Raw genomic sequence first — 25,895 nt, 5'->3', positions numbered from 1 at the left:
CCCTCGGGGAACTGCCGGGGCCGCACCAAGCGCGGCGCCGCCCCGGCTCAACCGGAGGTACCGACGTCGTTGGCGTCCATGATCCGGTAGGCGTAACCCTGTTCGGCCAGGAAGCGCTGACGTTTCGCGGCGAAGTCCTGATCCAGGGTGTCCCGGGCCACGAGCGAGTAGAACCGGGCGGCGCGGCCGTCCTTCTTGGGCCGCAGCAGCCGGCCCAGGCGCTGGGCCTCTTCCTGGCGGGAGCCGAAAGAGCCCGAGACCTGGATCGCCACCGAGGCCTCGGGCAGGTCGATGGAAAAGTTGGCCACCTTGGACACCACCAGGGTCTGCACCTCGCCGGCACGGAACGCATCAAAGAGGCGCTGGCGTTCCTTGACCGTGGTGTCGCCCTTGATCACGGGCGCGTTGAGGCGCTCGCCGATCTCGTCGAGCTGGTCGATGTACTGCCCGATCACCAGCAGCTGTTCGCCGGCGTGTTCGGCGACGAGTTCTTCCACCACGCGGGTCTTCGTCTCCGAGGTGGCGCACAGGCGGTACTTGTCGGCGTCCTCGGCCATGGCGTACGCCACGCGTTCATCGCGGGGCAGGTCGATCCGGACCTCGACGCAGTCCGCGGGCGCGATGTAGCCCTGTGCCTCGATGTCCTTCCACGGCGCGTCGTAGCGTTTCGGGCCGATGAGGCTGAAGACCTCGCCCTCCCGGCCGTCCTCCCGCACCAAGGTGGCGGTGAGTCCCAACCGGCGCCGGGCCTGCAGGTCCGCCGTCATGCGGAAGATGGGCGCGGGCAGCAGGTGGACCTCGTCGTAGATGATCAGGCCCCAGTCGTTGCCGTCCACGAGCTCCAGATGCGGGTACAGCCCGCCGCGCTTCGTGGTCAGGACCTGGTAGGTGGCGATCGTGACCGGCCGGACTTCCTTGACGGAGCCGGAGTACTCGCCGATCTCCTCCTCGGTCAGGGACGTGCGCTTGAGGAGCTCGTCCTTCCACTGCCGGGCCGAGACGGTGTTGGTCACCAGGATCAGGGTGGTGGTGGAGCTGGTGGCCATGGCGGCCGCGCCCACCAGCGTTTTGCCGGCGCCGCAGGGGAGCACGACGACGCCGCTGCCGCCGGCCCAGAAGTTCTCCGTTGCCAGCCTCTGGTAGGGGCGGAGCTTCCAGCCGGATTCGTTGAGCATGATCGGGTGCGGCGTGCCGTCGACGTAGCCGGCCAGGTCCTCGGCCGGCCAGCCGATCTTGAGCAGCAGTTGCTTGAGCTGCCCGCGCTGGGAGGAATGCACCACCACCGTCTCGCCGTCGATCCGCGGCCCGAGCAGCGGGGCGATCTTCTTGGCCCGGCTGACCTCTTCGAGCACCGGATAGTCGGACGTACGCATGACCAGACCGTGCTGCGGGTCCTTTTCCAGCCGGAGCCGACCGTACCGGGACATGGTCTCTTCGACGTCGATCAGCAGGGAGTGCGGCACCGGGAACCGGGAGTACTTGAGCAGGGTGTCCAGCACCTTTTCGGCGTCGAGCCCTGCCGCCCGGGCATTCCACAGCCCCAGCGGCGTCAACCGGTAGCTGTGCACATGCTCCGGGGCCCGTTCCAGCTCGGCGAACGCCGCGATGGCGTGCCGGGCCTCTGTTGCGAGTTCGTGATCGACCTCCAGCAGGATGGTCTTGTCACTCTGGACGATCAGGGGCCCGTCATTCACTGGAGCAATTCCTCTGTGGCTTCTACGTCGATAATCCGGTGGATGGACAAGACCCGCTCGGTCTCCTTGTCAGGATCGAACACCCGGACACGCCCGCCATTCACTGCTACCGGAACAACGTTCTCGCGGCTGGCATTCCCCATGCCGTCCACAACGTTCATGACCACCCGCTGCTTGAGGCGGATCGCCTTCAGCAGAGTTTCCAGCCCCAGCTGGGTGGCCTCCTCGCTGCCCGGGGCAGCCGCCGGAGGATGAGCACCGGCAGCGCCCGGGGCGCGGGTCCCGTCGCTGCGCAGCACGGCCAGTTGGGCGTCGATGTCCGCCTCCGGCGGGGCCGTGCGCGGGGCCGTATAGACCGGCCGGCCGCCGCCGGAAACCGGGGTGCTGCGGCGTAGCCGGACGACGGCGGACGAGGCGTCCTCCAGCACAGGGGACAGGCCCAGGCCCTTGAGCACCTGGGCGGTATCCCGCGGTGCGGCGTGCGAGATGACCACGGTGGGCGCGATCCGCACGAGCCCGAGGCCGGCGGCGGCCGGGGCGTTGAGCAGATCCAGCAAGGCCGTCTCGTCCTCGCTCTGGATGAAGCTCGCCGCAGCCCCGACGCGCAGCCGGGAGTGGCGGGCGGCGGTGTCCTCGATGAGGTACTGCAGGGGCTGGGGGATGGCCGTGGCTGAATGCCGCCGCAGGAACTCCAGGATCGCCGCGGCGTCCTGGCCGGCGTCGAGGGCCCGGCGGACCGAACCAACGGAGAACCGGTAGATGGTTGCCGGTCCCTGCCCCTCGGCCGCTGCCATGGTGAGGAGCCGGTCGCTCAGTTCGGGATCGAGATAGCCGGGGGCCACAGCGGTCAGGTCCGCCTGCAGCAGTATGTGCTGCAGGGCTGCCGGCAGGTGTTCGCCCAGGATTCCGAGGGCATCATCCGGCTGCTCGGCGGCGATGGCGGCCCCAAGCTGGCTGAGCGCGCCGGAACCGATGAGGCCCAGCATCTCGGCCTCCATGAGAATGCCGCGGATCAGCGAGCTGAACCGGCGGGCCATGCGGGGCTGGGTCCACTCGGCCCGCTCCAGCACGGCACCGGCATCGAGGACGGGCGCCTGCCCGTCGGGGGCCGCGGCCTCCAGGGTGAGTTCGTTCAGGATTTCCAGGACCCGTTTGCGGACCACCGGGGCGTCGGGCCGCTGCGCCTCGGCCGAGAGCGCGTTGATAGTGGTCCCGGCCATGCCCCGGTGGCCCGCCGGCCCCGGGGCAGCAGCATTCACGGGCTGGCCCACGAGCGAGGGGGCGCGCTCGCTCGCCAGCCAGGCGTTGACCAGCCACAGCCATTGTTCCTGCCGGGGAAGCGCCAGCCACTCCAGCTGCGGCGGCTGCACCCACGCGGAGCTGTCGACATCCAGCCGGAGCAGGCCTGCCATGCCGCAGAGCTCCGCGAGCACCCCGGCCTCCTGCACGCCGATCCGCAGCGAATCCGCCAGCCGCTTCATCTCCCGTACCCCGACGCCCCCGCTGCGCAGCGTCGCCAGGGGCTGCTCACGCACGGTGTACAGCACTTCGCCCACGAGCCGCAGCGTCTCCGCGATGGCGCCCAGGGCGGCGTTGCGGCGCAGCCCGGCGCTCGTGAGGCCCAGCCGGGGTACGGGCGGCACGAGGGAGAAGTCCTCAATGACAAACCCGCCACGCAGCGACACGCCGACGCTGTGCGGCAGCTCGACGTGCGCGGCGTCCAGCGGCACCAGCAGCCCCCGCGCCAGCAGCCAGTCCACCGGGCCGACGTCGGAGCTTTCGTGGAGCACTGTGGCGCGGCGTTGCGCCTGCGGAACGGCGCCCATGGCCCAGTTGCCGAACCGGGCCAGCAGCGCGGACGTGCGTTCCGGCGCGCTGGCCAGGATGCCCTGGACAGACTCCGGTGTTGCTGTCCAGTGCTGCAGCGCCAGGGCTGCTTCCATCGGCGTCGTGGCGGGGGAGATGGATGCCCCGCTACGGTGCAGTTCCCCCACCAGTTGCACCACGCGCTGCGCAAAAGCCGGCTGGAGCCGCACGAGCTCGGTGTAGCTGCGTCCCAGCCCGGCAGGGTAGATGCCGATCACATCCTTGAGGCTGCCGACGGGGAGGTAGTGCCGCGCCTTGGCGGCGGCGGGAGTCGCGCCGTGCGGTGGATCGGTGCGGTGGACGAGGGCCAGTTCCTGCAGGGAATGCAGCAGGCGGTCGATCGCGGCAACCGAGGAGCCATTGATCAGTTTCTTCAGCGTTGCCGCGGATGCGCTGTGTCCGGTGTCGGCGTTGGTGCACAGGTGCAAGGTTTCCAGCACCTGCATCTGCGGACGGTTGAGTCGCTCGAGTGCCCGTTGCACGCTGACTCGTCCGCTGGCGCGGGCGGCCAGGGCGGCGAAGTCCGGGACGCCGGGAGAGATCAGGTCCGGCCGCGCGGAGAACAGGGCCCGCAACGAGTCGTCGCTTCGTGCCTGAAGTTCCTTGCTGAGCGCGCGGATGAGGGACATCGATCCAACGTTACCTTTCGCCGGGCCCGCGCGGGCGGCGCCGGGCGACCGCCGCGTCGACAACAAGGGCGAGCATGAGCATAAATGCCACCGGGAGCCCGTAGAGGGCCACCGAGGTAATCCAGACGGGCGCCACGACATGGTTGAACGCCAGGGCCATGACAGCGCCGACGGCGACGAGGGACAGCACGGCAATGGCGGCCGCAAGGATCATGAAGGGCCGCCGGTAACGCGTCAGTGTCATGAGGGCAACGCTAACAGTCCGGCCTCGCCCGCGCCTCACGCCGCTAAAGTGAACAAGGCAGGATAACCTTGGAGATACAGACCAACACGGTCCGGGCAGTCATACCCTGAACCCGCGTATCCATGCGGATGCGGTGACCGCCGGCCGTGTCCCCGCAGAACGAAGAAGGTTGATTACGTGCCTACCGGCAAGGTCAAGTGGTATGACAAGGAAAAAGGCTTCGGATTCCTCGCTGGCGAGGACGGCCAGGAAGTCTTCCTGCCCAAGTCCGCGCTGCCCGAGGGCGTCACGGACCTCAAGGCCGGAACGCGCGTTGAATTTGGGGTAGCCGACGGCCGCAAGGGGGCCCAGGCCCTCGGCCTGCGGGTGCTGGACAAGACGCCGTCCATCGCCAAAGCAAAGCGGCCCAGCGCCAAGGACCTTGCCCCGCTGGTCCAGGACCTCGTCAGCGTGCTGGACAACCTGTCCGGAACCCTGTCCGCGGGGAAGTACCCGGAAGGCAACAAGGGAAAGGCGATTGCAGCCGCCCTGCGTAAGGTTGCCGACGAGCTGGACGTATAAGGCTCTTGATGACTCAGGAACCTGATCAGTTGCCGGCGCCGGATGCCGGATCCAAAGTGCCGGCCGGATCCAAGGGGACCGGCCCGAAGCAGGGGCCCCGCCCTCACGCCGGCGTGCCCGTCTGGCGCACCGGCAAGCCAGACGCCTTCCTGGCCGCCGCCGTCGACGTCGCCCGCGCCGCAGTGGAAAGCATCGCCCCCGCCGAGCAGATCGGCGAGCACCTCGGTGCCCGCAGCGAAGGCGACCGACTGGTGACCCATCTGTTCGAATCCAGGCTGCCCGGGTATCTGGGCTGGCAGTGGTACGCCGTGCTGACCCGCAACTCGCGGTCCAAAGTGGTGACGGTCGACGAGCTCGGCCTGCTGCCCTCGGAAGACTCCATCCTGGCGCCGGCCTGGGTCCCGTGGGCTGAACGGGTCCGCCCCGAAGACGCGCAGACGGACGAGACCGAGGAAGCGGCAGGCGCCCAGGCGCCGTCGCAGGGGCCCGACGCCGAGGACGACGACCAGCACGACGGCGATGCCCAGGCCGCCAGCGAGCAGGACGACGACGAACAGGACGCCACCGAAGACGACGCCGCCGAGTACGACGCCGAGGATGCTCGGGAACGCTCCGCCGACGAGGCCGACTAGCGGTTGGAAGCGTCCGGGAGAGTGCATAGCGAGGGCTGGGCCTGATGTCCACGTTCAAATCCCTGCACATCCTGAACTACCGGATCTGGTTCGTCGGCGCCCTCATCTCCAACATCGGTACCTGGATGCAGCGCACCGCCCAGGACTGGCTGGTGTTCGCGCACCTGACGGCGCACGACGCCGGCGCGGTGGGCATTACGATGGCCCTGCAACTGGGCCCGCAGCTTTTCCTGGCCCCTGTGGCCGGACTGGTCGCGGACCGCTTCAACCGTAAACGGCTCCTGGTCCTGACCCAGTCCGCGATGGCGCTGCTGAGCGCCGGGCTGGGCATCCTCGTGATAACGGGCGCGGCGCAGCTCTGGCAGGTCTACGCCTTCGCCCTGCTGCTCGGCGTGGTCTCCGCGTTGGATGCCCCCGTCCGCCAGACCTTCGTCTCGGAACTGGTCCAGGACGACTACCTTCCCAACGCCGTGGCCCTCAACAGTGCCTCCTTTAACGTGGCCCGGATGATCGGCCCCGCCGTGGCCGGCGTGCTCACGGCCGTCGTCGGGCCGGGCTGGGTCTTTCTCATCAACACCCTCACGTTCGCCGCAATGCTGCTGAGCCTGGCGAAAATCCCGGTGGCGTCGCTGCGCCGGATGCCGCGGGCAGCGGCCGGCAAGGGCAGGATCCGCGAGGGGTTGCGCTATGTGAGATACCGTCCGGACCTTGTCGTGGTGCTCGTGGCCATCTTCATCGTGGGAACCCTGGGGCTGAATTTCGCCCTGTTCATCGCGGCCATGGTGGGCACCGAATTTGGCCTCGACGCGGGGGCCTTCGGCCTCATGAATTCGATCATGGCGATCGGCTCCGTCGCCGGGGCCCTGTTGTCCGCCGGCCGGGGCACACCGCGCCTGCGGGTGATCTTCGCGGCGGCCGGGGCGTTTGGCGTGACCTCCGGCATAGCAGCCCTGGCTCCCAACTACTTCTGGTACGGCGTCGCGCTGGTGCCGGTGGGGCTGTTCGCGATCACCATGATGACGAGCGCCAACGGGTACGTCCAGACCACCACGGACCCTGTGATGCGAGGCCGGGTGATGGCCCTGTACATGGCGATCTTCATGGGCGGAACGCCCATCGGGGCGCCGTTCGTCGGCTGGGTGGCAAACATCGCCGGCCCCCGCTGGTCCATGGGCGTCGCGGCCGTTGCCGGCCTGCTTGCGGCCCTGATCGGGCTGCTGTGGATCATCCGGGCGAAGCAGCTGCGGCTCCACTTCAACCGCCGGGCCCGCGGGTTGCGGTACTTCCGCGTGGCAAGCCGCGCCGGCGCAATTGGGGCCGGCGGATCCGGGGCCGATGCAGCCGGCGCGGGCCCGGCCGCCCAGCCGGAGAGCATGCCGGGAAACGACGACGGCGCCGCACCGGCACGTGGCCGGGACGACGCCGTCGGACGTTGAGGCTACTTCTTGAGTTCTGCCACGACGAAGTCGATGCACTCAAGCAGCGCCGAGACGTCGTCCGGTTCGATCGCCACGAACGTGGCGATGCGCAGCTGGTTGCGGCCCAGCTTGCGGTACGGCTCGGTGTCGACGACGCCGTTGGCCCGGAGCACCTTGGCGATGGCCGCGGCGTCGATCGACTCGTCGAAGTCGATCGTGGCGATCACGTTGGAGCGGTCCTCGGCCTTGGCCACGAACGGCGTGGCGTAGCCGGACGCCTCGGCCCAGCGGTAGATCCGGCCGGCGGAATCCGCGGTCCGGGCGGAGGCGAAGTCCAGGCCACCGTTGGCGTTGAGCCACTGCACCTGCGCATCCAGGGTCACCAGGGTGGCCAGCGCGGGGGTGTTGTAGGTCTGGTTCAGCCGGGAGTTGTCGATTGCGGTCTGGAGGTCCAGGAAGTCGGGGATCCAGCGGTTGCTGGCCTTGATCCGGGCCGCCCGCTCCAGCGCCGCCGGGGAGAACAGGCCAAGCCACAGACCGCCGTCGGACGCGAAGTTCTTCTGCGGCGCAAAGTAGTAGACGTCGGACTCCGCCACGTCCACATCCAGTCCGCCTGCGGCCGACGTCGCGTCCACCAGCACCAGCGACCCTTCGTCGGCGCCGGCCACGCGCCGGACGGGGGCGGCCACGCCGGTGGACGTCTCGTTCTGCGGCCACGCGTATACGTCGACGCCGCCCTCGGCCTGGGCGGTGGGGCGGGTGCCGGGCTCGGCCTTGATGATGGAGGATTCGGCGAGGAACGGCGCCGTGTTGGTAGCCGAAGCAAACTTCGAGCCGAATTCACCGAAGGACAGGTGCTGCGCCTTGGCCTCGACGAGTCCGAAGCTGGCAATGTCCCAGAATGCGGTGGAGCCGCCGACGCCGAGAATCACTTCGTAGCCCTCGGGGGCGCGGAAGAACTCGCTGAGGCCACTGCGGACCGAACCGACGAGGTTCTTCACGGGTGCCTGGCGGTGTGAGGTCCCCAGCAGCTTTGTCGACGCCGCGGCGAGGGCCTCCATCTGTTCCGGTCGGACCTTGGACGGGCCGGCGCCGAACCGTCCGTCCTTGGGCAGGAGGTTGGCGGGGATCGTGATGCTGGTGTCGCTCACAGTGGCTCCAATTTTCGGCTGGTTCGTAGCGTGGCTGGGAGGTGGCCTGGCCGGATGGCTACAACGGACACCCCTTGTCATTCTGCCTGTTTTATTCTGCCTGACAGCCCCCGGCGATACGGAAAAGCCTCTGTCATAGTCCGGTCATTGAGACGGCCCGAGGGGCCGGCCGGCCGGCGCCGGGGGACCGTCCGCAGTCCGGACCAAAAATTATCCGGAGTAATTCAAAATAGGCTAGGCTGTTCTGCGAACGTACGGCGGATCTCGCCAGGGCGCATCCTTACACGCAGCCCGCACGCGGTACGGTGGGAATGACGCAAGGACTGCGTTCGAGGAGCTGAGCTGAATGACGGATCTGATTGATACCACGGAGATGTATCTCCGGACCATTCTGGAACTTGAAGAAGAAAACATCGTCGCCCTCCGCGCCCGCATCGCCGAACGACTCCGCCACTCCGGCCCCACTGTTTCCCAGACCATCGGCCGCATGGAGCGTGACGGCCTGGTGATTGTTTCCGGCGACCGGCACCTTGAACTGACCGAAACCGGACGGAAACGCGCCGTCGGCGTTATGCGCAAGCACCGCCTCGCGGAACGCCTGCTCGCCGACGTGATCGGGCTCGACTGGGCCTACGTCCACGAGGAAGCGTGCCGCTGGGAGCACGTCATGAGTGAGCGCGTCGAGCGCAGGATCTTCGAGATGCTCGACCACCCGACCGTTTCGCCCTACGGGAACCCGATTCCGGGGCTCGCGGAACTTGGCGGCGCACCCTCGGGGGCCCACGCGGACGGGGTCGTGAACCTGCTGGAGGCCATGGCCGGCTACGGTGCGGATTCGCGGATCACGGTCAACCGGCTCGCGGAGCCCATCCAGGTGGAACCGGAGCTTCTGGCCCAGCTCGATGAGGGCGGAATCCGCCCCGGTGCGCTCGTCTCGCTGGAGCGGGTGGGGGAGTACATCTCGGTCCGGGTCCCGGATATCGAGGGCGCCTTGGAGCTGCCGCCAGAGGTTGCCGCGCATGTCTTTGTAACAGTCGCCTGACCAGCCAAAACGTCACCGTCATGGGACGACCCATGAGTTCTGCACAAACGCGATCACGGATTTATCACCGAGCGGCTTAATCACCTATAGTTAGTGCCCTGTACCGATACCAAAGCGTTACCTGATCCGAAGCCGAGCCCTGCCAGCGGATCAGTCGCAGAACCACCTCCTGGCAGGGGCGGGGGAACCACTATCGGCTGCTTCTTCGGCAGCCTTGGGGTGAAGTCCGTCAGCGGCAAGCAGCTTCCATCGAACGATCCCCAAAGGACGCCTCGGTGACCGGGTGCTTGCAACGGCGGACCGGGTCTTTGATCTCTCTGACCCGAATCCGACAGCTAACTTCGCAGGCTCTCAGAGAGGAACCGTTCTTGACCACCCAGACCGCCAGGGGCCGTCGCCGCGCGACCGGTCCCGCTCCGGAGCCGCGCCCCGTCGTCGCGCATACGGCCGAACGCCCGCGTGACGCACACCGCGACGAGCGCCGTAGCCGTCGCAGCCCGTTCCGTCAGGTAACGGACTTTGCCGCCGCCAGCGGCGTGGGGCAGAAGGCCGGAATCGCGCTGGCCGCCACCGGTCTGGTCCTCACAGTGACGGTCCCCGTCACGAGTCCCGTCATGGCCTCGAACACCGACGGATCCGCGGTCTCGGCCGCAGTACAGCCGGACGTCACGGCTGCCGCCGCCGCAAAGCTCGATTTCAGCCGGACGGCCATCGCCACCAAAGGCGACCCGGACGGGAAGCTCAAGCAACTGCTGAGCGCCCAGTCCGTCGGCAGCATTTCCCGCGCGGCTTCAGCCGGCACGCTGGGTCCGCCGCTGGACCAGCTGGTCACGGCATCGCCGTTCGGCTACCGTGTCAGCCCCATCACGGGCGGTCCGGGGGAGTTTCACCGCGGCCAGGATTTCGCCGCCCAGTGCGGCACTCCGGTCCACGCTGCCGCCAGCGGCACCGTGACCTTCAACGGATGGCACCCCTACGGCGGCGGCAACCGTGTGGTCATTGACCATGGCAACGGTCTGGAGACCACGTACAACCACCTGTCCTCGTCTTCGGTGAAGGTCGGCCAGAAGGTCTCCCGCGGCGATGTCGTCGCGCTGAGCGGGACGACCGGCGCCTCCACGGGCTGCCACCTCCACTTTGAAGTGATGGTCAACGGCGACGTTGTTGACCCCCTCGGCTGGCTCTAATAAAGACGATGGAGAACTCTCAAATTCCTGTGACACGCCGTGATCTGAATGTGACATTGAGTCCGGAGTCCTGTAGGGTTTGAAGCACGCCAACTTTTCCGAAGTTGGCGCTCTTGAGTGGATTGCCTAGCTCTGCCACCGCTCAAGGTCCGTTCGCATTACATCGTCTGGCAGGGGCGGGGGAACCAATTTTGGCCTTCGAAAGAAGGCCTAGGGGTTAAGTCGCAACGCTTCCCAGGAAGCAGCGCGGCCGGGTGACTCCCATCCGAATCCGACAGCTCACCTCGTAGGCATTGGGAGAGGCTACTTTCGTGTCTTCACGCCACAATGCTGCGCGTATGCGCACTGGCGCGGCTCTTTTGAGCCCGCTGACATCCACATCACGTGCCGCCCTTGCCGGCGCCCGGATGGGATCACGTTCCGCTGGCTCATTCTCTACCGAGTCCGGACAGCATGCAGTTTCCGCTTTTGGCGCGTCTTCGCAGTACACCCTTCGCTAAGTAACCCATTTCGGGGCGATCCGGCGTACCCCCAAGATGCCGGAGCGTCCTCAGTCCGCGCCCAAAAACGCGCGGTCCAAGGATCACGAAAGAGAGAACTTAATGACTACTCGTGCAACCGTTGCACGGCACCGCGCCGAGGTCACCAAGACCAACTCGCTGGCTGTTATTGCCAAGGCAGTCGGCGACAACGCCGGCGGCATGGGCCGTCAGGCTGCGGTCATCGCCGCAGCTTCCGGTCTGGTTCTGACCAGCGGAATCGCAGCCAACGCTGCTGAGACCAATGTTCAGCGCGAATCCACCTCCGCTTCCGCCCTGGAAGTCCAGTCGTCGGCTCCGGCCACGATTTCGGCTGCTTCCACCATCGCGATCTCCTACGAGAAGCCCGCCGTGACCACGTCGCCGGCTCCCGTCGTCGAGGCTCCCAAGCCCGTCGTGCAGGTCCAGACCGCCGCAGCTACCCAGGCCGGCGGCGCCCAGGCCGGCGTCAACGGCGGCGCAGCTGCCCTGGCCCCTGCCGGAATCGGAAGCGGCGCCGGTGCAACCATCGCTGCCGCTGCCTACGCACAGCTCGGCGTGGCGCAGGACTGCACCGCCCTTGCCACCAACGCCCTGGCCGCGGCCGGTATCCACTACCACGGCTGGCCGGCAGGTTACCTGTCCCTCGGCCGCACCGTGAGCGCCGCCGAAGCTCGTCCGGGCGACCTCGCCTACTACCAGAACGGTGGCGTGGGCATGGCCCACATCGCTGTCTACGTCGGCAACGGCATGGCAGTCCACGGCGGCTGGAACGGCGGCACCACCGCTCTCTACAGCGTGAACGTCGGTTCCGGCCCGGTCTTCATCCGCGTCGGCGGCTAGGCACAAGCCCCCGCACTTTCAAAGACCCCCGCCTCTTGAGGCGGGGGTCTTTCGTGTTACCGGGGCATGAATTTTCCGCGCTGGAGGCCGCGCCGCCGAAAAAACATTCGGTGATCTGGCAGTTGAGTGTTTACTCTTGTCTTGTCGATCCATAGCCCGACCATGCACAGGGCAGCCGGCCCTCGTGCCCCTGGCGGGTGCGGCCGTGAAGAGGTATGCGGATGCGCACTCTCGTTCTGAATGCTGGATATGAACCGCTGGCGGTCATCACCTTCCGCCGGGCGCTCGTCCTTGTCCTGACCGGAAAGGCAAGCGTGGTGGCTGAAGGGGACGACCCCGTTGTCGGCCCGCAGGACATTCTCGGCCGCCCGTCCGTGATCCTCCTGAACCGCTACATCCGGCCGCGGTATAACACGATGACGGCGGTCAGCCGCCGCGGCGTGCTCCGCCGCGATGCCCACCACTGCGCGTACTGCGGCAAGGCTGCCCACACGATCGATCACGTCCAGCCCAAGTCCCGGGGCGGCGCTGATTCTTGGGAGAACCTCGTTGCCGCCTGCCTGCGCTGCAACAATGCCAAGGGCGACCACACGCCGGCAGAGATGGGCTGGAAGCTCGGATTTGTACCGGGTCCCCCGAAGGGCACCATCTGGCAGATCAAGGAACTCGAGAAGCCGACCCCCGCGTGGGATCCGTTCCTGCTGCCCGAATCGGCCGCCTGACCTACCGCTTGGACCGCTGCCCCGGCTGCTGCCTTACCGCGGCCCTGCCCTCGGCGCCTGAGCCTCCGGGCAGGCCGCGCCGCGCTAGGCTGATCCGGTGGAGTTCGATGCCATCATTCTCGCCGGCGGAAGGTCGGCCCGCCTGGGCGGTGTGCCCAAGTCGCGGCTGACTTACGACGGCGCCACCCTGCTTGAGTGGTCGCTGCGCGCCGCGGGCGGGGCCCGCCGCGTCGTCGTCGTCGGTCCTGACCCCGGGGACCTGCCCGCCGGGACCCTGAACTGCCGGGAAGACCCACCGTTCGCGGGGCCGGCCGCCGCGATCGCCGCGGGACTGAACGCGCTGGCCGCCGGGCACGCCGGCCGTTCCGACGCCGGCGCTCCCGCGCCGTTCACCCTTGTCCTGGCCTGTGACATGCCGCGCTCTGCCGTGGCGGTCCGTGCCCTGGCCGGGACGCTCGCGGAGATGCTGGCGGAGGCAGTGACTGAAACGGTGACCGAGAACCTGGCAGAGGCCGGGAACGCTGTGCCAGCCGCTGACCAGCCGGGGGAGACGGGCGACGGCGTCATGGCCGTGTCGGCCGACGGCCGGAAGCAGCCGCTTGCCGGGTTTTATGGCACGGCTGCGCTACGACGAAGTGTAGCGGACGCCGCGCGTGCGGGCAGCCTGGAAAACGCGTCCGTCTTCGCCCTTCTTGCTAGGCTGGACGTGCGGGAAGTTCGCGTTCCCCCGGGTTCCACGGATGACGTTGACACCTGGGATGACGCTTCCGCACTAGGGGTATCCGGCAGGACTTCAGACCCCGGTCCGGGTTCCGGGCCGGAACTCCGCAGCTGAACTCGACCATGGAGGCAAACGGTGAAAAGCCAGGATGAAACGCTTGAAGACTGGTGCCGTGCCCTGCTCCAGGCCCTGGAGTTGGAAGGCGTTGAGATTGACGTGAACGAGGTCCTTGCCCTGGCAGGCGTAGCCGCCCACTCGGTGGTGCGACCGGCGGCGCCGCTGACCACGTTCATCGCAGGCTTTGCAGCAGGCCTGGCCTCCGGCTCCGGGAAGGCCTCGGACGCGTCGTCCATGCAGGCCGCCATGGCTGTAGCCCGCCGGCTCGCCACAGACTATGCAGCCGCCGAAGCTTCCGGGGCATGACGCCTGCGGCCCCAGACGGCAGCGGACCCACCAGCGTCCCCCGCGGGAATAACGTCGACGGCGGCGCCGGGGACAGCTTTGAGGACGGCCTGGAGGCCGTCCCCGGCGACCCCCAAGCCGGCGCCCTGGACGCTCACACACCAGACTCTGCCGGGCCGGGCATTGCCGGTCACGACGCCGCCGACCAGGACAGTGCCGACAAGGAAGCCGCCGGCCAGGACAGTGCCGGCCAGGACACTGCCGACGTCCAGCACCGGCATCTGGCCCACACGTGGCAGGAGGCCCGGCAGCTCGCCTTCGACTGTGCCACTCCCATCCCCGCCGCCCCCGTCCCGCTCCGCCAGGCACTGGGCCGGACCCTGGCAGCGGACGTGGTTGCCCTGCAGGACATGCCGCACTACGCCTCCTCCGCCATGGACGGCTGGGCCGTCAACGGCAGCGGTCCGTGGATTCTGGCCGAGCCCAACCAGCGGCTGGCGCCGCACCAAGCCAGCCGGATTGCCACCGGCGGCCTCATCCCCGCCGGGGCCAAGGCCGTGCTGCGCAGTGAAAGCGGCGTCATCGGCACCGACGAGGACGGACTGCCCGTCCTGAAGCTCGGCGGCAGCGCGAAGCCGGGGGATCCGCGCAACGGTGACCACATCAGGAAAGCCGGCGAAGAGGCGGCCGCCGGAGATGTTCTGATCAAACGCGGCGCCGTCCTGAACCCGGCTCACCTGGCCCTCGCCGCGCTGGCCGGTAACGACACCCTGCCCGTGCTCGGCAAGGCCCTCGTCCGCCTCGTCCTCACCGGCTCCGAGGTGGTGACGTCCGGATTACCGGCGCCCGGGCAAGTTCGGGATACGTTCGGTCCTCAACTGGCGGCAGTGGTGGGGATGCTCGGCGGCATCTGTACCGAAGAGGTGAAGATCGGCGATACCTACGCCGAATGGCTCGCCGCGCTTGAGGACGGGGAGCCCGTCCCCGCGGGCGGCGGCCAGCCAAGCGGCCAGCCGAGCGGCCAGTCGAGCGGCCAGTCAAGCAGCGCGTCAGACATCCCGTTCCGCGACGCGTCCGGCGGCAGGTCCGCTGCTCCGCCGGCTGCCGATCCTGCCGCTGAAAGCCTGCCCGCCGACGTCGTCATCACCACCGGCGGCACCGGCCGTTCCGCAACGGACCATCTCCGGCGTTCGGTGGACGAGCTCGGCGGCCGCCTGCTGATCGACGGGGTCGCGATGCGGCCCGGCCACCCTGCCGTGCTCGCCGAGCTGCCCGATGGCAGGTACATCCTCGGCCTGCCGGGGAACCCGCTCGCGGCCATGATGGCTCTGTCCACCATCGGAGCCCCGCTCCTCGCGGCCCTGGGCCACTGCTCCATTCCGCCGCTCAGCGAGGTCCCCTGCGGTTCGACGATTGACGCCGATCCCGGCCGGACTCGGCTCATGCCCTTTCGGCTGTTGTACGGCATGGCGTCCCCGGCGCAGCACACGGGCCCGGGCATGATGCGGGGCCTCGCCGCGGCCGACGGCGTACTGGTGGTCCCGCCCCACGGCGTCCAGTTGGGGGAACTGGTGCCCGCGTTCGCGCTTCCATGGGGCACACCGCTCCCGGACGCCGCGGCGGCCTCCGGCACACCCAAGCCGGCGGCGAAGCGGACGGCCAGGAAAACCTTGGCCAGCGACGGGCCGGTGGACTGGAGCGCCCTCCTGGGCTGAATATCGACGGCCCGGCACCCTGCTCCCGCCCCCGGCCTCTGCCGCGCTGGCTTCAGGGTCGGGCGCTTGCAATGATGGAAACAACGTAACGTCCAAAAAATCACACACCATGTTGCTTAGGAGTATCGGATGGGCCGCGTGACACAGCGCCGCAAGGTGCACAAGATTGTCCTCGACGGTTCCCCGCAGGCCCTCGAATTCCCCGTCCGCCACCGGGAAGACGTCCTCGCCGTCGAGGAACCGCTGGAAATCCGGATCGGAAGCATGTCCTTCTCCGTCACCATGCGGACGCCGGGCAACGACTTCGACCTCGTCGCAGGGTTCCTGGTCTCGGAAGGGGTCATCTGGACCCCCGAGCAGCTGGTCTCGCTCAGGTTCTGCGCGGGCGAAAACGCCGACGGTGTCCAGACCTTCAACGTTGTGGAGGCCCAGCTCCGGCCCGACGTCGTCCGGCCGGAGACGGGGCGCAATGTCTTCACGTCCAGTTCCTGCGGCATCTGCGGGACCGACTCGATCGACGCCGTGCGCAAGTCCTCCCACTACAGCCCGGCCGAGGACCCTCTGACCATTCCCGTGGAGACACTGGCGGCCCTCCCGCAGGCCCTACGGTCCGCCCAGGACGTCTTTGACGTGACCGGCGGGGTGCATGCCGCCGGACTCTTCAGGATTTCCGACGACGGCTCGGCGGACCTGCTGTGCCTCCGGGAAGATGTCGGACGGCACAACGCGGTGGACAAGGTGGTCGGCTGGGCGCTCCGCGAGGGCCTGCTGCCGCTCCGGGGGACCGTGCTGCAGGTCTCCGGCAGGGCCTCATTCGAGCTCGTCCAGAAGGCATCCCTCGCCGGAATCCCGGTTCTCGCGGCCGTCAGCGCACCCTCCAGCCTGGCCGTCGAGCTGGCCGAGGCCAGCGGGATGACGCTGGCCGGGTTCAGCCGCCAGACCAGCCTGAACATCTACGCCGGCCAGCACAGGGTGGCGGTTCCGGCACCCGCAGCCGGCTAGCGTGACCGGCTGACGGCGGCACTTGGCCAAATGGTTCCCAGCGACGTAAGTTTTATCCATTGACTGGAGTCAATCGGGCCCGCCAGCGCTGAAGAGGATCACATTGCACGACGACCGCCGTCTTACGGAAGTCCGGCTGGACCGCTTTCTGCGTGACCGCATCGCCCCCGCGGTCCACTCGCGCACCCTGCCCCTGACGCTGAGCGGCTGGGACGCACCGGACGAGCCCGTGCCCGCGCTGGAGGCCCTGCGGAACGAGTTCACGCCGCAGGAACACGGCGCGGCCTGGGGCCGGCCGTGGAGCACCAAGTGGCTCCGGCTGCAGGGCGAGGTGCCGGAATCCTGGGGAACGGCGGACGGCACGTCGGTGGAAATCCTCGTGGACCTGGGGTTTAGCGGCGACCTCCCGGGCTTCCAGTGCGAAGGCATCGCCTGGCGGTCCGACGGGACCATCATCAAGGCGATCTCTCCACGCAACCAGTACGTCCCGCTCAAGCTCCTGGGCGGCGGCATGGCCGTTGACTTCTACGTCGAAGCCGCGGCCAACCCGGACCTGTCCCAGAACTGGACCTTCGCCGCCACGCCCTACGGCGACAAGGCGACGTCCGGCAGCGAGCCGAAATACCGACTCGGCAGGATCGCCATCGCCGAGCTAAACCAGACGGTCTGGGAGCTGCAACAGGACATCCTCACGCTCAGCGGACTCATGCACGAGCTCCCCACCGAGCTGCCCCGCCGTCACGAGATCCTGCGGGCACTCGAACGCATGCTGGACATCATGGACCCCGAGAACGTGGCCGGTACCGCGGAGGCCGGCCGGGCCGCGCTCGCCGGCGTCCTGTCCCGGCCGGCCTACGCCTCGGCGCACCAGCTCGTGGCCACGGGGCACGCCCATATCGACTCGGCCTGGCTGTGGCCCGTGCGGGAGACCATCCGCAAGTGCGCCCGGACGTTTTCCAACGTCGTGGCGCTGATGGACGAGGACCCCGGTTTCATCTTCTCCTGCTCCTCGGCCCAGCAGTTAGCGTGGATGAAGGAGTACTATCCGGAGCTTTTCGGCCGCATCGTGGACAAGGTCCGGGCCGGCCAGTTCGTTCCTGTCGGCGGGATGTGGGTCGAGTCTGACTCCAATATGCCCGGTGGGGAGGCCATGGCACGGCAGTTCCTCGAGGGCAAGAACTTCTTCCTGGCCGAGTTCGGCGTGGACTGCCAGGAAGCGTGGCTCCCGGACACGTTCGGGTACTCCGCAGCGCTGCCGCAGATCATCAAGGCCGCAGGCGGCCGCTGGTTCCTGACCCAGAAGATCTCGTGGAACCAGGTCAACAGGATGCCGCATCACACGTTCAACTGGGAGGGCATCGACGGCACCCGGGTGTTTACGCATTTCCCGCCGGTGGACAGCTACAACTCCGACCTCAGCGCCAGGGACCTGGCACACGCGGAGCGCAACTACCGCGACCACGGACGCGGAACCACCTCACTGGTTCCGTTCGGCTACGGCGACGGCGGCGGGGGACCCACGCGCGAAATGCTGGCCGCGGCACACCGCACGGCGGACCTGGAAGGATCCCCGAAGGTGCGGATCGGCTCGGCAGCCAGCTTCTTCACGCATGCCCAGGCCGAGTATGAGCCCCTGCCGGTCTGGGTGGGCGAGATGTACCTGGAACTCCACCGCGGCACCTACACCAGCCAGGCCAAGACCAAACGGGGGAACAGGCGCAGCGAGCACCTGCTCCGGGAGGCCGAACTCTGGAGTGCCACCGCGGCAGTGCGTGCGGGGCACAGCTACCCGGCCGCGGAGCTCAAGCGGCTGTGGCGGCTGGTCCTGCTGCAGCAGTTTCACGACATCCTGCCCGGCAGTTCCATCGCGTGGGTCCACCAGGACGCCGAACGCAACTACGCCGCCGTCGAACGCGGTCTTGAAGCCATCATCACCGAGGCCGCGGGTGCGGCACTTGGCACCGGCAACCGGGAATTCCTCCTCAATGCCGCCCCGCACGAGCGCCAGGGAGTGCCGGCCCTGGCCGCTGCCGAGCCGGTTCCGTCCGGGCAACCGGTGGCCGTCACGGAAACGAACGGCGGCTACATCCTGGACAACGGCCTCATCCGGGCCGTGGTGGACGCCAACGGACTGCTCGCCTCGCTGATGGACTATGCCACCGGGCGGGAGGCGATTGCTCCCGGGGAGTCCGGCAACATCCTGGAGCTGCACCGGGATACACCGAATGAATGGGACGCGTGGGACATCGACGCCTTCTACCGCAGGAACGTCGTCCGGCTGGTGGAGGCGCGATCGGTCACGCTGGAGCGCGGCCCCGGCCCGGAAGGCCTGAACGCCATCGTCGTGGTGGAACGGATGGCCGGCTCCTCGGCCGTGACCCAGCGGATTGCGCTCGCGGCCGGTGCCGACTCCCTCACGATCTCCACCGTCGTGGACTGGCAGGAAAGCGAAAAGCTGCTCAAGCTCGGCTTTGCCCTGGACGTCCGGGCGGACCGCTCTGCGGCGGAGACGCAGTTCGGGCACGTGTTCCGCCCCACGCACCTCAACACGTCCTGGGAAGCGGCGAAGTTCGAGATCTGCGCCCACCGCTGGATCCACGTCGCCGAGCCCGGCTACGGGGTGGCCATTTCCAACGCGTCCAGCTACGGCCACGACGTCACCCGCAACATCCGGGAGGACGACGGCGGGACCACCACCACAGTGCGGGTCTCGCTCCTGCGGGCGCCGAAGTTTCCGGATCCCGGCGCGGACCAGGGCAGGCACGAGCTCCAGGTCACGATCCGGCCGGGTGCCAGCATCGCCGACGCCGTCGAAGAGGGCTACCGCACCAACCTGGCACCGCGGCTTGCCAGGGGAGCCCACGGGGTTCAACCGCTCTTCACCGTGTCCAACGAAGCGCTCATCATCGAGGCCGTCAAGCTCGCCGAGGACGGCTCCGGCGACGTGATCGTTAGGCTGTACGAATCGCTGGGGGAACGGTCCACGGGCCTCGTGACGGCGAACTTCCCGGTGACAGGAGCGCGCGCCGTGGACCTGCTGGAGCGGCCCGTCGATGCGCCCGGCGTGACGGCTGCCCTTGATTCGGCCGAGCTCACGCTGCGCCCGTTCCAGCTGGTCACGCTGAGGTTTGTGCGCTGAGGTTTGTGCGCCGAAGGCGGGGTAAAGAGACGCTTTGGTGCTGTCTGCCGGGTAACGGAAACCACCGGGGTTCCGGCCAAAGCACCGTTAAACAGGCTGAGTGGGAGCGGTCCATTTGGACCGCTACCACTCATCCCCCCAATGGCGCTTGGACGACTGCCTCTGCTTCGCACGGCTAAGTTCCGTACACAAAGCGAATGTCGCTTTCACACATTCATGATTCTTTCACGGTCTAATGATTTTGTGAATGCCCTACCCTTTGTTCTTGCGGAATGTTGCACGAGCGTTACCAGGCCCCTGTGCAGCGACCCCGGAGAACCAGAACAGGCCCAGCCCCAGGACATAGCCCACAACGGCCAAATAGTTGACCGTTTGCTGCGCGAGGGTCCAGGTTTCCGGGGCGAACGAGGCAGGGACGCTGACGGCGGTGGCAAGGGCCCCGACGCAGGTCAGGAAGGCCGCGGCACGCACCAGCCGCGGCAGTTGGCTGCGGGTGGTGGCCAGCAGCGCCGGCAGGAGGGCGAGGGAGACAAAGCCCGGATAGGTGCGCCCGGCCGCGGCGTAGAACGGGGCCAGGACGGTGTTACGTCCACCGTGGTCCGTTATGTCCAGCAGGCCGGCCGAGGACCCGCGGGTATCCATGAGGAAGAAGGTAGCCGCCACGGCGACGGCGCTCGCAGCCAGTGCCCAGCGTCCGGCCGGGCCGGCAATGAGGCGGTAGCCCCGTGCGTCCTCGAGCCCCCTGGCCATCCGCAAGCCCACCAGCAGCACCGCCGCGAACACGAGGAAACGCAGGATGAGGTGGGTGAGGTTCCAGCCGCCCAGAACCCCGTCGATCGCCTCGTAGGGCCCGGCAACTGAGAGCAGGCTGCAAAGCGTCGCAATCAGCAAGATTCCGAACACTGTCCTGTTCCGGCCCTGGATCGCATCCGGCACGCGGAGGAGGAGCACCACGGTGCATATGACCAGGGTGCCCCACTGGAGGGTCGCCATCATCCCGGGTTCGTCCACATCGTTCGCCTGTTCAGCCCCTGGACATTCAGGTGAAGTTAGCTTGCTTCTTCGGCGTCCGCACCGCAAGAGTCTTCGCAATCCAGACCAGGCACAGCCCCAGGACCAGGCACAGGATGGCGGTGTAGTTAAAGACAAACCGCAAGAATCCGAGGGACGGCGGAATAACCGGGGACAGCAGGCTCAGGGAAATCGCCACGGTACCGAGCGCCAGCAACGCCGCGCTGGACCGCACCAGGACGGGGAGCCTGCTGCGGAAGGTCCGCACCATGGCGGGGAACAGGGCTGCGGTGATGAACGCCGGATAGAGCCGTCCGGCGGCTCCGTAGTACTCCACCAAGGCGGCGTTGCGGTGGTCCTTGGCAGCCACCCCGACCAGCCCGGCTGAGGATCCCGCTGTATCCATCATGAGGAAGACCGCAATGACGACGAGCGATGCCGCGGCGGCCACGGAGATTCCGACCGGGCCCGTGATGAGCCGCAAGGCGTCGTTGGCGCTGAACCCCCGCGCCACCCGGAGTCCAAGGAAGAAGATGGCGGCGAAGATGACAAAGCGGAGCACCAGGTTGGCGATGTTCATGCCGCCCAGGGCCCGATCCACCGCCAGGTACGGGGCATCGATGCTGAGCAGGATCGCCAGGGTCATGAGGGCAAAAATGGAGAACAGGGACCGGTTCTGGCCCCGGAGGGCGCTTGGAATGCGGGCGAGTGTGACGACGCCGCACACCGCGAGCGTGGTCCACTGCAGGATCCCGATCATCCGAGGTTCTCCCAAATCTTCTCTGTTTGTGCTTGTTCCTGTTCCTGGCGTCGCAGCGATTTTCCGAGCGCTTGAAGCCGCTCACCGGCCAACGACGCAAGTTCTCCGTCGGAGAGGGCATCCAACGCCGACTGCTTCGCCCCGGGCGGCCAGCCGGCTTCCTCCTCGGTGATCAAGCCGGTGGCGACAAGGCCGCCTGTGAAGCCTACGCCCGCCGCGCGGGAAGTCGCGACCGCCAGCTCGGGAGACAGTCTGTTGGCGGTGAGCTGGGCCGAATAGTTTTGCGGGGCGACTCCCGTGGCGGCCGAAACACGGTGACGCAACTCGCCGTCGTCGATCGCGTCCACCCAATTTCGGACGGAGGTGGCGTGCGGGGCCGGCCCCAGCCCGGGCGTCAGTGAACTGCCGCTGTCGCCGTAGCCGCCGTACGCCGGGGACGACCGGGAAATGACGGCGCGCAACAGGTCCATTGTCGCCACCTGGCTGACGAGCTCGGCGGGGGTCGGCGGTTGCGGCGAGGTGGCCAGCTCCGCATAGTGCTCAAAGGTGGCCAGCGCCGCCAGCGGGTTCAGATTCAGGGCCCGGCTGATGCTGACCAGCGTGGTTTCGGCCACTTTCCCGCGCACCAGTTGCTGGGCAAGCGTGGTGCGCTTGATCCCGGAGATCCTGCAGATATCGGCAGTGCTCGCTGACGGGGCAACCTGATGAAGCCAGAGTTGGAACGCCTTTGCGGGTAGGGGCATCTAGGGTTTCCTGCAGGGTCGGTTGTCAGTGCAGTTGGCAGTATTGCTTTCGGTCTGCGGTGGAGCTGCGGTGCCGGAGGACCGCGTAGTGGCTTCGGGGTCTGGGATTTTGAGTAAGGTCGTGATTCAACTATGCTAAATGGTCGAACCCGCTGGTCCGTACACCCCCCAAGTCCGGACCGGCGGGTTCTTCTATGCCCGGCCCGTTTTCGGTCGGCCGGGACGACCGGTTTCTGCCCGTCGGGGCAGCCCGTCCCGGGCCGGGGTGAGAGGATGAACTAATGACTGCAACCCTTGTTGCCAAGGACCTTTCCGGTGGTCACGATCACCGCACACTCTTCTCAAAGCTCTCCCTGACAGTAGCTCCCGGTGACGTCGTCGGCGTCGTCGGTGCCAACGGCGCCGGCAAGTCCACCTTGCTGCGCCTGCTGGCCGGGGTCGACGAACCGCAGGAAGGCACCGTGAGCCTGGCCCCCGCGGACGCCTTTTTGGGCTGGCTGCCGCAGGAACACGAGCGGATTGCCGGTGAAACGGTGGCCGGCTACATCGCCCGGCGCACCGGCTGCGCCGAGGCGACCTCGGCCATGGAGTCCACCGCCGAGGCCCTGGGCTCGGGCGCCCCCGGCGCCGACGACGCATACTCCCTGGCATTCGACCGCTGGATGGCCTCCGGCGCCGCCGACCTCGAGGACCGGATCCCGGCCGTGCTGGCAGACCTGGGCCTGGAAGTGGGGCCGGACGCCGGGATGACGGGGCTCTCCGGAGGCCAGGCCGCGCGCGTTGCCCTGGCAGCCCTGCTGCTCAGCCGCTTCGACATTGTGCTCCTCGACGAGCCCACCAACGACCTCGACCTCAACGGGCTGGCCAAACTGGAGTCCTTCGTGCAGGGCCTGCGCGGCGGCGTGGTCCTGGTCTCGCATGACCGCGAGTTCCTGTCCCGCTGCGTGTCCACGGTGGTGGAACTGGACCTGGCCCAGAATTCGGTCGCGGTGTACGACGGCGGGTACGAGTCGTATCTGGAGGAACGCGCCGTGGCGCGCCGCCATGCCCGCGAACGCTACGAAGAGTTCGCCAACACCAAGGCTGACCTCGTCTCCCGGGCGCGCACGCAGCGCGAATGGAGCTCCCAGGGCGTCCGGAACGCAATGAAGAAGAACCCGGACAATGACAAGATCCGCCGGGCGGCCAGCACCGAGTCCTCGGAAAAGCAGGGGCAGAAGGTCCGGCAGATGGAATCCCGCATTGCCCGTCTCGAAGAAGTCGAGGAGCCGCGCAAGGAATGGCAGCTGCAGTTCAGCATCGGCGCCGCCCCCCGGTCCAGTGCCGTGGTGGCCACCCTCCGCGACGCCGTCGTGCGGCAGGGTGATTTCACCCTGGGGCCGGTAAACCTGCAACTGAATGCGGGGGAGCGGATCGGGATCACCGGTCCCAACGGTGCAGGCAAATCCACCCTGCTCCGGCTCCTGCTGGGAATCCAGCAGCCCGACTCCGGCGACGCCTCCATGGGTGCGTCCGTGGCCGTCGGGGAGATCGACCAGGCCCGCGGCCTGCTGGCCGGCGATCTGTTGCTGGGGGACGCCGTCGAAGCCGTCCTGACCGAGCAGACCCCCGCCGAAGTACGCACCCTGCTGGCGAAGTTCGGCCTGAAGGCCGATCACACCAACCGGTCCGTCGACTCCCTCTCCCCGGGGGAACGGACCCGGGCCGCGCTGGCGTTGCTGCAGGCCCGGGGGGTAAACCTGCTGGTGCTGGACGAACCCACCAACCATCTCGATCTGCCCGCCATTGAACAGCTTGAAGAAGCACTGGACGGTTACGACGGCGCGTTGCTGCTCGTCACCCACGACCGCCGGCTGCTGGAAAACGTCCGTCTTGACGTGCGCTGGAACGTCGAAAACGGCGTCGTCACCGAGTTACACGCCGATGCCCCGAAAGGCAACATCACATGAGCATGGACCGGGTCGCCTGGAGCTCCCTTTACAACATCACCCGCGCCTCGAGCGGGTCCAAGCCGTTCTCGAAGGAGACGCTGAAGCGTGTCTTCAGTTTTGCCCGCCCGCACCGCGGCAAACTGATCGCCTTCGTGCTGCTATCCATCGTGATGGCCTTCCTGGCGGTCGCCACCCCAGTCCTCGCCGGGCAGGTGGTCGACGAGATCATTGCCCACGCGGATGCCGGAACGGTGATCTGGCTCGCGGTCCTCATCGCCATCGTGGCGGTAGCCGAGGCCGGAATCGGCCTCGTAACCCGCTGGATGTCCTCCACAATCGGTGAAGGCGTAATCGTGGACCTGCGCACCAAGGTCTTCGACCACGTCCAGAAGATGCCGATCGCCTTCTTCACCAGGACCCGGACCGGCGCCCTCGTGAGCCGGCTGAACAATGACGTCATCGGAGCGCAGTCGGCCTTCGCCGGTACCCTGTCCGGCGTCGTCAGCAACGTCGTGGCGCTCGCGCTGACCCTCGCTGTGATGCTCAACAAGTCGTGGCTCGTCACGGTGCTCGCCATGATCCTGCTGCCGATCTTCCTGATCCCGGCCCGCCGGATGGGGTCAAAACTTGCCGATCTGCGGCGCGAGGCCGCCGAACACAACGCCGCCATGGGTACCCAAATGACCGAGCGCTTCTCCGCGCCCGGTGCCACCTTGGTCAAGCTCTTCGGCCGCCCCGACGAGGAGTCCCGCGAGTTCGCCCTCCGGGCCGGCCGCGTCCGGGACATCGGCGTCCGCACCGCCATGCTGCAGTTCACCTTCGTCACGGCGCTGACGCTCGTCTCAGCACTGGCCCTTGCCCTGGTCTACGGCCTGGGCGGCTTCCTGGCGTTGCAGGGGCAGCTGGCCGCGGGCGACGTCGTCGTGCTGGCCTTGCTGCTCACGCGCCTCTACGCGCCGCTCACCGCACTCTCCAGCGCCCGGGTCGAAATCATGAGCGCCCTGGTCAGCTTCGAGCGGGTCTTCGAGATCCTGGACCTGAAGCCGCTGATCGAGCAGAAGCCGGACGCCGTGGCGTCCCCGCCCGGTCCGCTCTCGGTGGAGTTCGACGACGTCCGCTTCGCCTACCCCTCGGCAGACAAGGTCTCGCTAGCCTCGCTGGAGGACGTGCTGACCCTGGACACCCGCGGCGGCGAGGAAGTACTGCACGGCATCAGCTTCCGGGTGGAGCCCGGCCAGACGGTCGCCCTCGTCGGCTCTTCGGGTGCCGGGAAGTCCACGATCGCGCAGCTGCTGTCACGCCTTTACGACGTCGATTCCGGCGCCGTGCGCTTCGGCGGAACCGGGCCCGGCACCGGGGTGGACGTCCGCGACCTCACTTTCGATTCCATGCGCGAGACCCTCGGCATGGTGACGCAGGACGGCCACCTGTTCCACGAAAGCATCGCCTCCAACCTCCGCCTGGCCCGCCCCGATGCCACTGATGAGCAAATGTGGGATGTGCTGCGGCGGGCCAGGCTCGAAGACATGATCCGGTCCCTGCCCGATGGCCTGAACACGGTGGTGGGGGAGCGCGGCTACCGGCTCTCCGGCGGCGAACGGCAACGCCTGACCATTGCCCGCCTGCTCATCGCCCAGCCGCGGGTGGTCATCCTCGACGAGGCCACTGCCGCGCTGGACTCCACCAACGAGGCCGCCGTGCAGGAGGCGTTGGGCGCCGCCCTTGAGGGCCGCACCGCCGTTGTGATCGCCCACCGGCTCTCCACGATCCGCGCAGCAGACGCGATCCTCGTGGTGGAGAACGGTTCGATCGTGGAGCGCGGTACCCACAGCGAGCTCCTCGCCGCCGAGGGCCGCTACGCCGAGCTGTACCGGACCCAGTTTGCCGAGGCCAGCGCGGTTGCCCAGGAGGCTGTGCCCGGATACTAAGCCGGGGTTAGCGGTGACGGATCCCGAGACCACGTG

Annotated in this window: 21 protein-coding genes and 2 riboswitches; of the genes, 14 read left to right on the top strand and 7 right to left on the bottom strand. The window is 67.9% G+C overall.

Translation table 11 applies throughout. The features are described 5' to 3' along the window. Nucleotides 1–47: 47 nt before the first annotated feature. Genes C9424_RS11500 through C9424_RS11490 form a run of 3 tightly spaced genes read right to left on the bottom strand, consistent with a single transcriptional unit; the run spans nt 48 to nt 4,433 of the window. Entirely contained in the window at nt 48–1,694 is a 1,647-nt protein-coding gene (locus C9424_RS11500) for a DNA repair helicase XPB (protein WP_116766969.1), read from the bottom strand. After that, nucleotides 1,691–4,189, bottom strand: coding sequence for a helicase-associated domain-containing protein (locus tag C9424_RS11495; protein WP_116766968.1), 2,499 nt, complete (start codon nt 4,187–4,189; stop codon nt 1,691–1,693). Before C9424_RS11495 ends, C9424_RS11500 begins: the two co-directional genes overlap by 4 nt. A gap of 10 nt (nt 4,190–4,199) precedes the next feature. Beyond that, nucleotides 4,200–4,433: a hypothetical protein gene (locus C9424_RS11490; protein ID WP_116766967.1), complete on the bottom strand. Its 234-nt coding sequence runs from the start codon at nt 4,431–4,433 to the stop codon at nt 4,200–4,202. Nucleotides 4,434–4,610: 177 nt separating this feature from the next. Between C9424_RS11490 and C9424_RS11485 the strand changes: the two genes are divergently transcribed. From C9424_RS11485 to C9424_RS11475, 3 genes are read left to right on the top strand one after another with little or no spacing between them, the layout of a single operon-like run. Next, on the top strand, nt 4,611–4,994 hold the full coding sequence (locus C9424_RS11485) for a cold-shock protein (RefSeq protein ID WP_091251405.1): 384 nt from the start codon (nt 4,611–4,613) through the stop codon (nt 4,992–4,994). Nucleotides 4,995–5,002: 8 nt separating this feature from the next. Continuing rightward, the gene (locus C9424_RS11480) at nt 5,003–5,626 is read left to right on the top strand and encodes a DUF3027 domain-containing protein (protein ID WP_237563413.1); all 624 of its coding nucleotides are present in this window, start codon (nt 5,003–5,005) and stop codon (nt 5,624–5,626) included. A 44-nt stretch (nt 5,627–5,670) separates the two neighbouring features. Further along, nucleotides 5,671–7,062, top strand: coding sequence for an MFS transporter (locus C9424_RS11475; protein WP_116766965.1), 1,392 nt, complete (start codon nt 5,671–5,673; stop codon nt 7,060–7,062). Between the two features lie 2 nt (nt 7,063–7,064). On the opposite strand, the gene serC is transcribed toward C9424_RS11475, so the two are convergent. Next, a complete protein-coding gene (serC, locus tag C9424_RS11470) occupies nt 7,065–8,195 on the bottom strand; it encodes a phosphoserine transaminase (RefSeq protein ID WP_116766964.1) in 1,131 nt (376 codons plus the stop codon). A gap of 346 nt (nt 8,196–8,541) precedes the next feature. Here serC and C9424_RS11465 point away from each other — a divergent pair, with 346 nt between their 5' ends. The 9 genes from C9424_RS11465 to C9424_RS11430 all read left to right on the top strand — a co-directional run bounded on the left by C9424_RS11465 (nt 8,542) and on the right by C9424_RS11430 (nt 19,486). After that, a complete protein-coding gene (locus C9424_RS11465; RefSeq protein ID WP_116766963.1) occupies nt 8,542–9,237 on the top strand; it encodes a metal-dependent transcriptional regulator in 696 nt (231 codons plus the stop codon). Between the two features lie 150 nt (nt 9,238–9,387). Beyond that, a riboswitch (cyclic di-AMP (ydaO/yuaA leader) is annotated at nt 9,388–9,601 on the top strand. A 4-nt stretch (nt 9,602–9,605) separates the two neighbouring features. Beyond that, nucleotides 9,606–10,424: a M23 family metallopeptidase gene (locus C9424_RS11460; RefSeq protein WP_116766962.1), complete on the top strand. Its 819-nt coding sequence runs from the start codon at nt 9,606–9,608 to the stop codon at nt 10,422–10,424. Nucleotides 10,425–10,561: 137 nt separating this feature from the next. Next, nucleotides 10,562–10,731, top strand: a riboswitch (cyclic di-AMP (ydaO/yuaA leader). Between the two features lie 295 nt (nt 10,732–11,026). Further along, complete coding sequence (locus C9424_RS11455) at nt 11,027–11,785, top strand: NlpC/P60 family protein (RefSeq protein WP_116766961.1); 759 nt, start codon at nt 11,027–11,029, stop codon at nt 11,783–11,785. Between the two features lie 221 nt (nt 11,786–12,006). Beyond that, on the top strand, nt 12,007–12,507 hold the full coding sequence (locus tag C9424_RS11450; RefSeq protein ID WP_091251585.1) for an HNH endonuclease: 501 nt from the start codon (nt 12,007–12,009) through the stop codon (nt 12,505–12,507). A 97-nt stretch (nt 12,508–12,604) separates the two neighbouring features. After that, the gene (gene mobA / locus C9424_RS11445; RefSeq protein WP_202615838.1) at nt 12,605–13,342 is read left to right on the top strand and encodes a molybdenum cofactor guanylyltransferase; all 738 of its coding nucleotides are present in this window, start codon (nt 12,605–12,607) and stop codon (nt 13,340–13,342) included. A gap of 21 nt (nt 13,343–13,363) precedes the next feature. Beyond that, nucleotides 13,364–13,651 (top strand): DUF6457 domain-containing protein, encoded by a 288-nt coding sequence (locus C9424_RS21665; protein ID WP_175460449.1) that lies wholly within the window; start codon nt 13,364–13,366, stop codon nt 13,649–13,651. Next, a complete protein-coding gene (locus C9424_RS11440) occupies nt 13,648–15,345 on the top strand; it encodes a molybdopterin molybdotransferase MoeA (RefSeq protein WP_237563412.1) in 1,698 nt (565 codons plus the stop codon). The genes C9424_RS21665 and C9424_RS11440 overlap by 4 nt, the downstream gene beginning before the upstream one ends. A 129-nt stretch (nt 15,346–15,474) precedes the next feature. Continuing rightward, the gene (fdhD, locus tag C9424_RS11435; RefSeq protein ID WP_091251418.1) at nt 15,475–16,347 is read left to right on the top strand and encodes a formate dehydrogenase accessory sulfurtransferase FdhD; all 873 of its coding nucleotides are present in this window, start codon (nt 15,475–15,477) and stop codon (nt 16,345–16,347) included. A gap of 103 nt (nt 16,348–16,450) precedes the next feature. Continuing rightward, a complete protein-coding gene (locus tag C9424_RS11430; protein ID WP_116766960.1) occupies nt 16,451–19,486 on the top strand; it encodes an alpha-mannosidase in 3,036 nt (1,011 codons plus the stop codon). A gap of 252 nt (nt 19,487–19,738) precedes the next feature. Here the strand turns inward: C9424_RS11430 and C9424_RS11425 are convergent, their stop codons facing one another. From C9424_RS11425 to C9424_RS11415, 3 genes are read right to left on the bottom strand one after another with little or no spacing between them, the layout of a single operon-like run. Then, nucleotides 19,739–20,497: a hypothetical protein gene (locus C9424_RS11425; RefSeq protein ID WP_116766959.1), complete on the bottom strand. Its 759-nt coding sequence runs from the start codon at nt 20,495–20,497 to the stop codon at nt 19,739–19,741. Nucleotides 20,498–20,525: 28 nt separating this feature from the next. Further along, nucleotides 20,526–21,257 (bottom strand): hypothetical protein, encoded by a 732-nt coding sequence (locus tag C9424_RS11420; RefSeq protein WP_116766958.1) that lies wholly within the window; start codon nt 21,255–21,257, stop codon nt 20,526–20,528. Continuing rightward, entirely contained in the window at nt 21,254–22,000 is a 747-nt protein-coding gene (locus C9424_RS11415) for a hypothetical protein (protein ID WP_116766957.1), read from the bottom strand. Before C9424_RS11415 ends, C9424_RS11420 begins: the two co-directional genes overlap by 4 nt. Before the next feature lie 281 nt (nt 22,001–22,281). Here C9424_RS11415 and C9424_RS11410 point away from each other — a divergent pair, with 281 nt between their 5' ends. Then, nucleotides 22,282–23,949, top strand: a complete 1,668-nt coding sequence (locus tag C9424_RS11410; RefSeq protein ID WP_116766956.1) for an ABC-F family ATP-binding cassette domain-containing protein — start codon at nt 22,282–22,284, stop codon at nt 23,947–23,949. Beyond that, nucleotides 23,946–25,859, top strand: a complete 1,914-nt coding sequence (locus C9424_RS11405) for an ABC transporter ATP-binding protein (RefSeq protein WP_116766955.1) — start codon at nt 23,946–23,948, stop codon at nt 25,857–25,859. The genes C9424_RS11410 and C9424_RS11405 overlap by 4 nt, the downstream gene beginning before the upstream one ends. Nucleotides 25,860–25,895: the final 36 nt, after the last annotated feature.

The sequence above is a fragment of the Arthrobacter sp. H-02-3 genome (genome assembly GCF_003097355.1).
GTDB lineage: Bacteria > Actinomycetota > Actinomycetes > Actinomycetales > Micrococcaceae > Arthrobacter > Arthrobacter humicola.
The sequence above is the reverse complement of the archived record's forward strand: the minus strand, read 5'-3'. Positions and strand labels throughout refer to the sequence as shown.

Bases quoted from the DNA above. Each gene is read 5' to 3' on its own strand.
- C9424_RS11475 (WP_116766965.1), top strand. From the start codon at position 5,671: ATGTCCACGTTCAAATCCCTGCACATCCTGAACTACCGGATCTGGTTC.
- C9424_RS11455 (WP_116766961.1), top strand. From the start codon at position 11,027: ATGACTACTCGTGCAACCGTTGCACGGCACCGCGCCGAGGTCACCAAG.
- C9424_RS11415 (WP_116766957.1), bottom strand. From the start codon at position 22,000: ATGCCCCTACCCGCAAAGGCGTTCCAACTCTGGCTTCATCAGGTTGCC.
- C9424_RS11450 (WP_091251585.1), top strand. From the start codon at position 12,007: ATGCGCACTCTCGTTCTGAATGCTGGATATGAACCGCTGGCGGTCATC.
- C9424_RS11440 (WP_237563412.1), top strand. From the start codon at position 13,648: ATGACGCCTGCGGCCCCAGACGGCAGCGGACCCACCAGCGTCCCCCGC.
- fdhD (WP_091251418.1), top strand. From the start codon at position 15,475: ATGGGCCGCGTGACACAGCGCCGCAAGGTGCACAAGATTGTCCTCGAC.
- C9424_RS11410 (WP_116766956.1), top strand. From the start codon at position 22,282: ATGACTGCAACCCTTGTTGCCAAGGACCTTTCCGGTGGTCACGATCAC.
- C9424_RS11420 (WP_116766958.1), bottom strand. From the start codon at position 21,257: ATGATCGGGATCCTGCAGTGGACCACGCTCGCGGTGTGCGGCGTCGTC.
- C9424_RS11495 (WP_116766968.1), bottom strand. From the start codon at position 4,189: ATGTCCCTCATCCGCGCGCTCAGCAAGGAACTTCAGGCACGAAGCGAC.
- C9424_RS11490 (WP_116766967.1), bottom strand. From the start codon at position 4,433: ATGACACTGACGCGTTACCGGCGGCCCTTCATGATCCTTGCGGCCGCC.
- C9424_RS11465 (WP_116766963.1), top strand. From the start codon at position 8,542: ATGACGGATCTGATTGATACCACGGAGATGTATCTCCGGACCATTCTG.
- C9424_RS11480 (WP_237563413.1), top strand. From the start codon at position 5,003: ATGACTCAGGAACCTGATCAGTTGCCGGCGCCGGATGCCGGATCCAAA.
- C9424_RS11405 (WP_116766955.1), top strand. From the start codon at position 23,946: ATGAGCATGGACCGGGTCGCCTGGAGCTCCCTTTACAACATCACCCGC.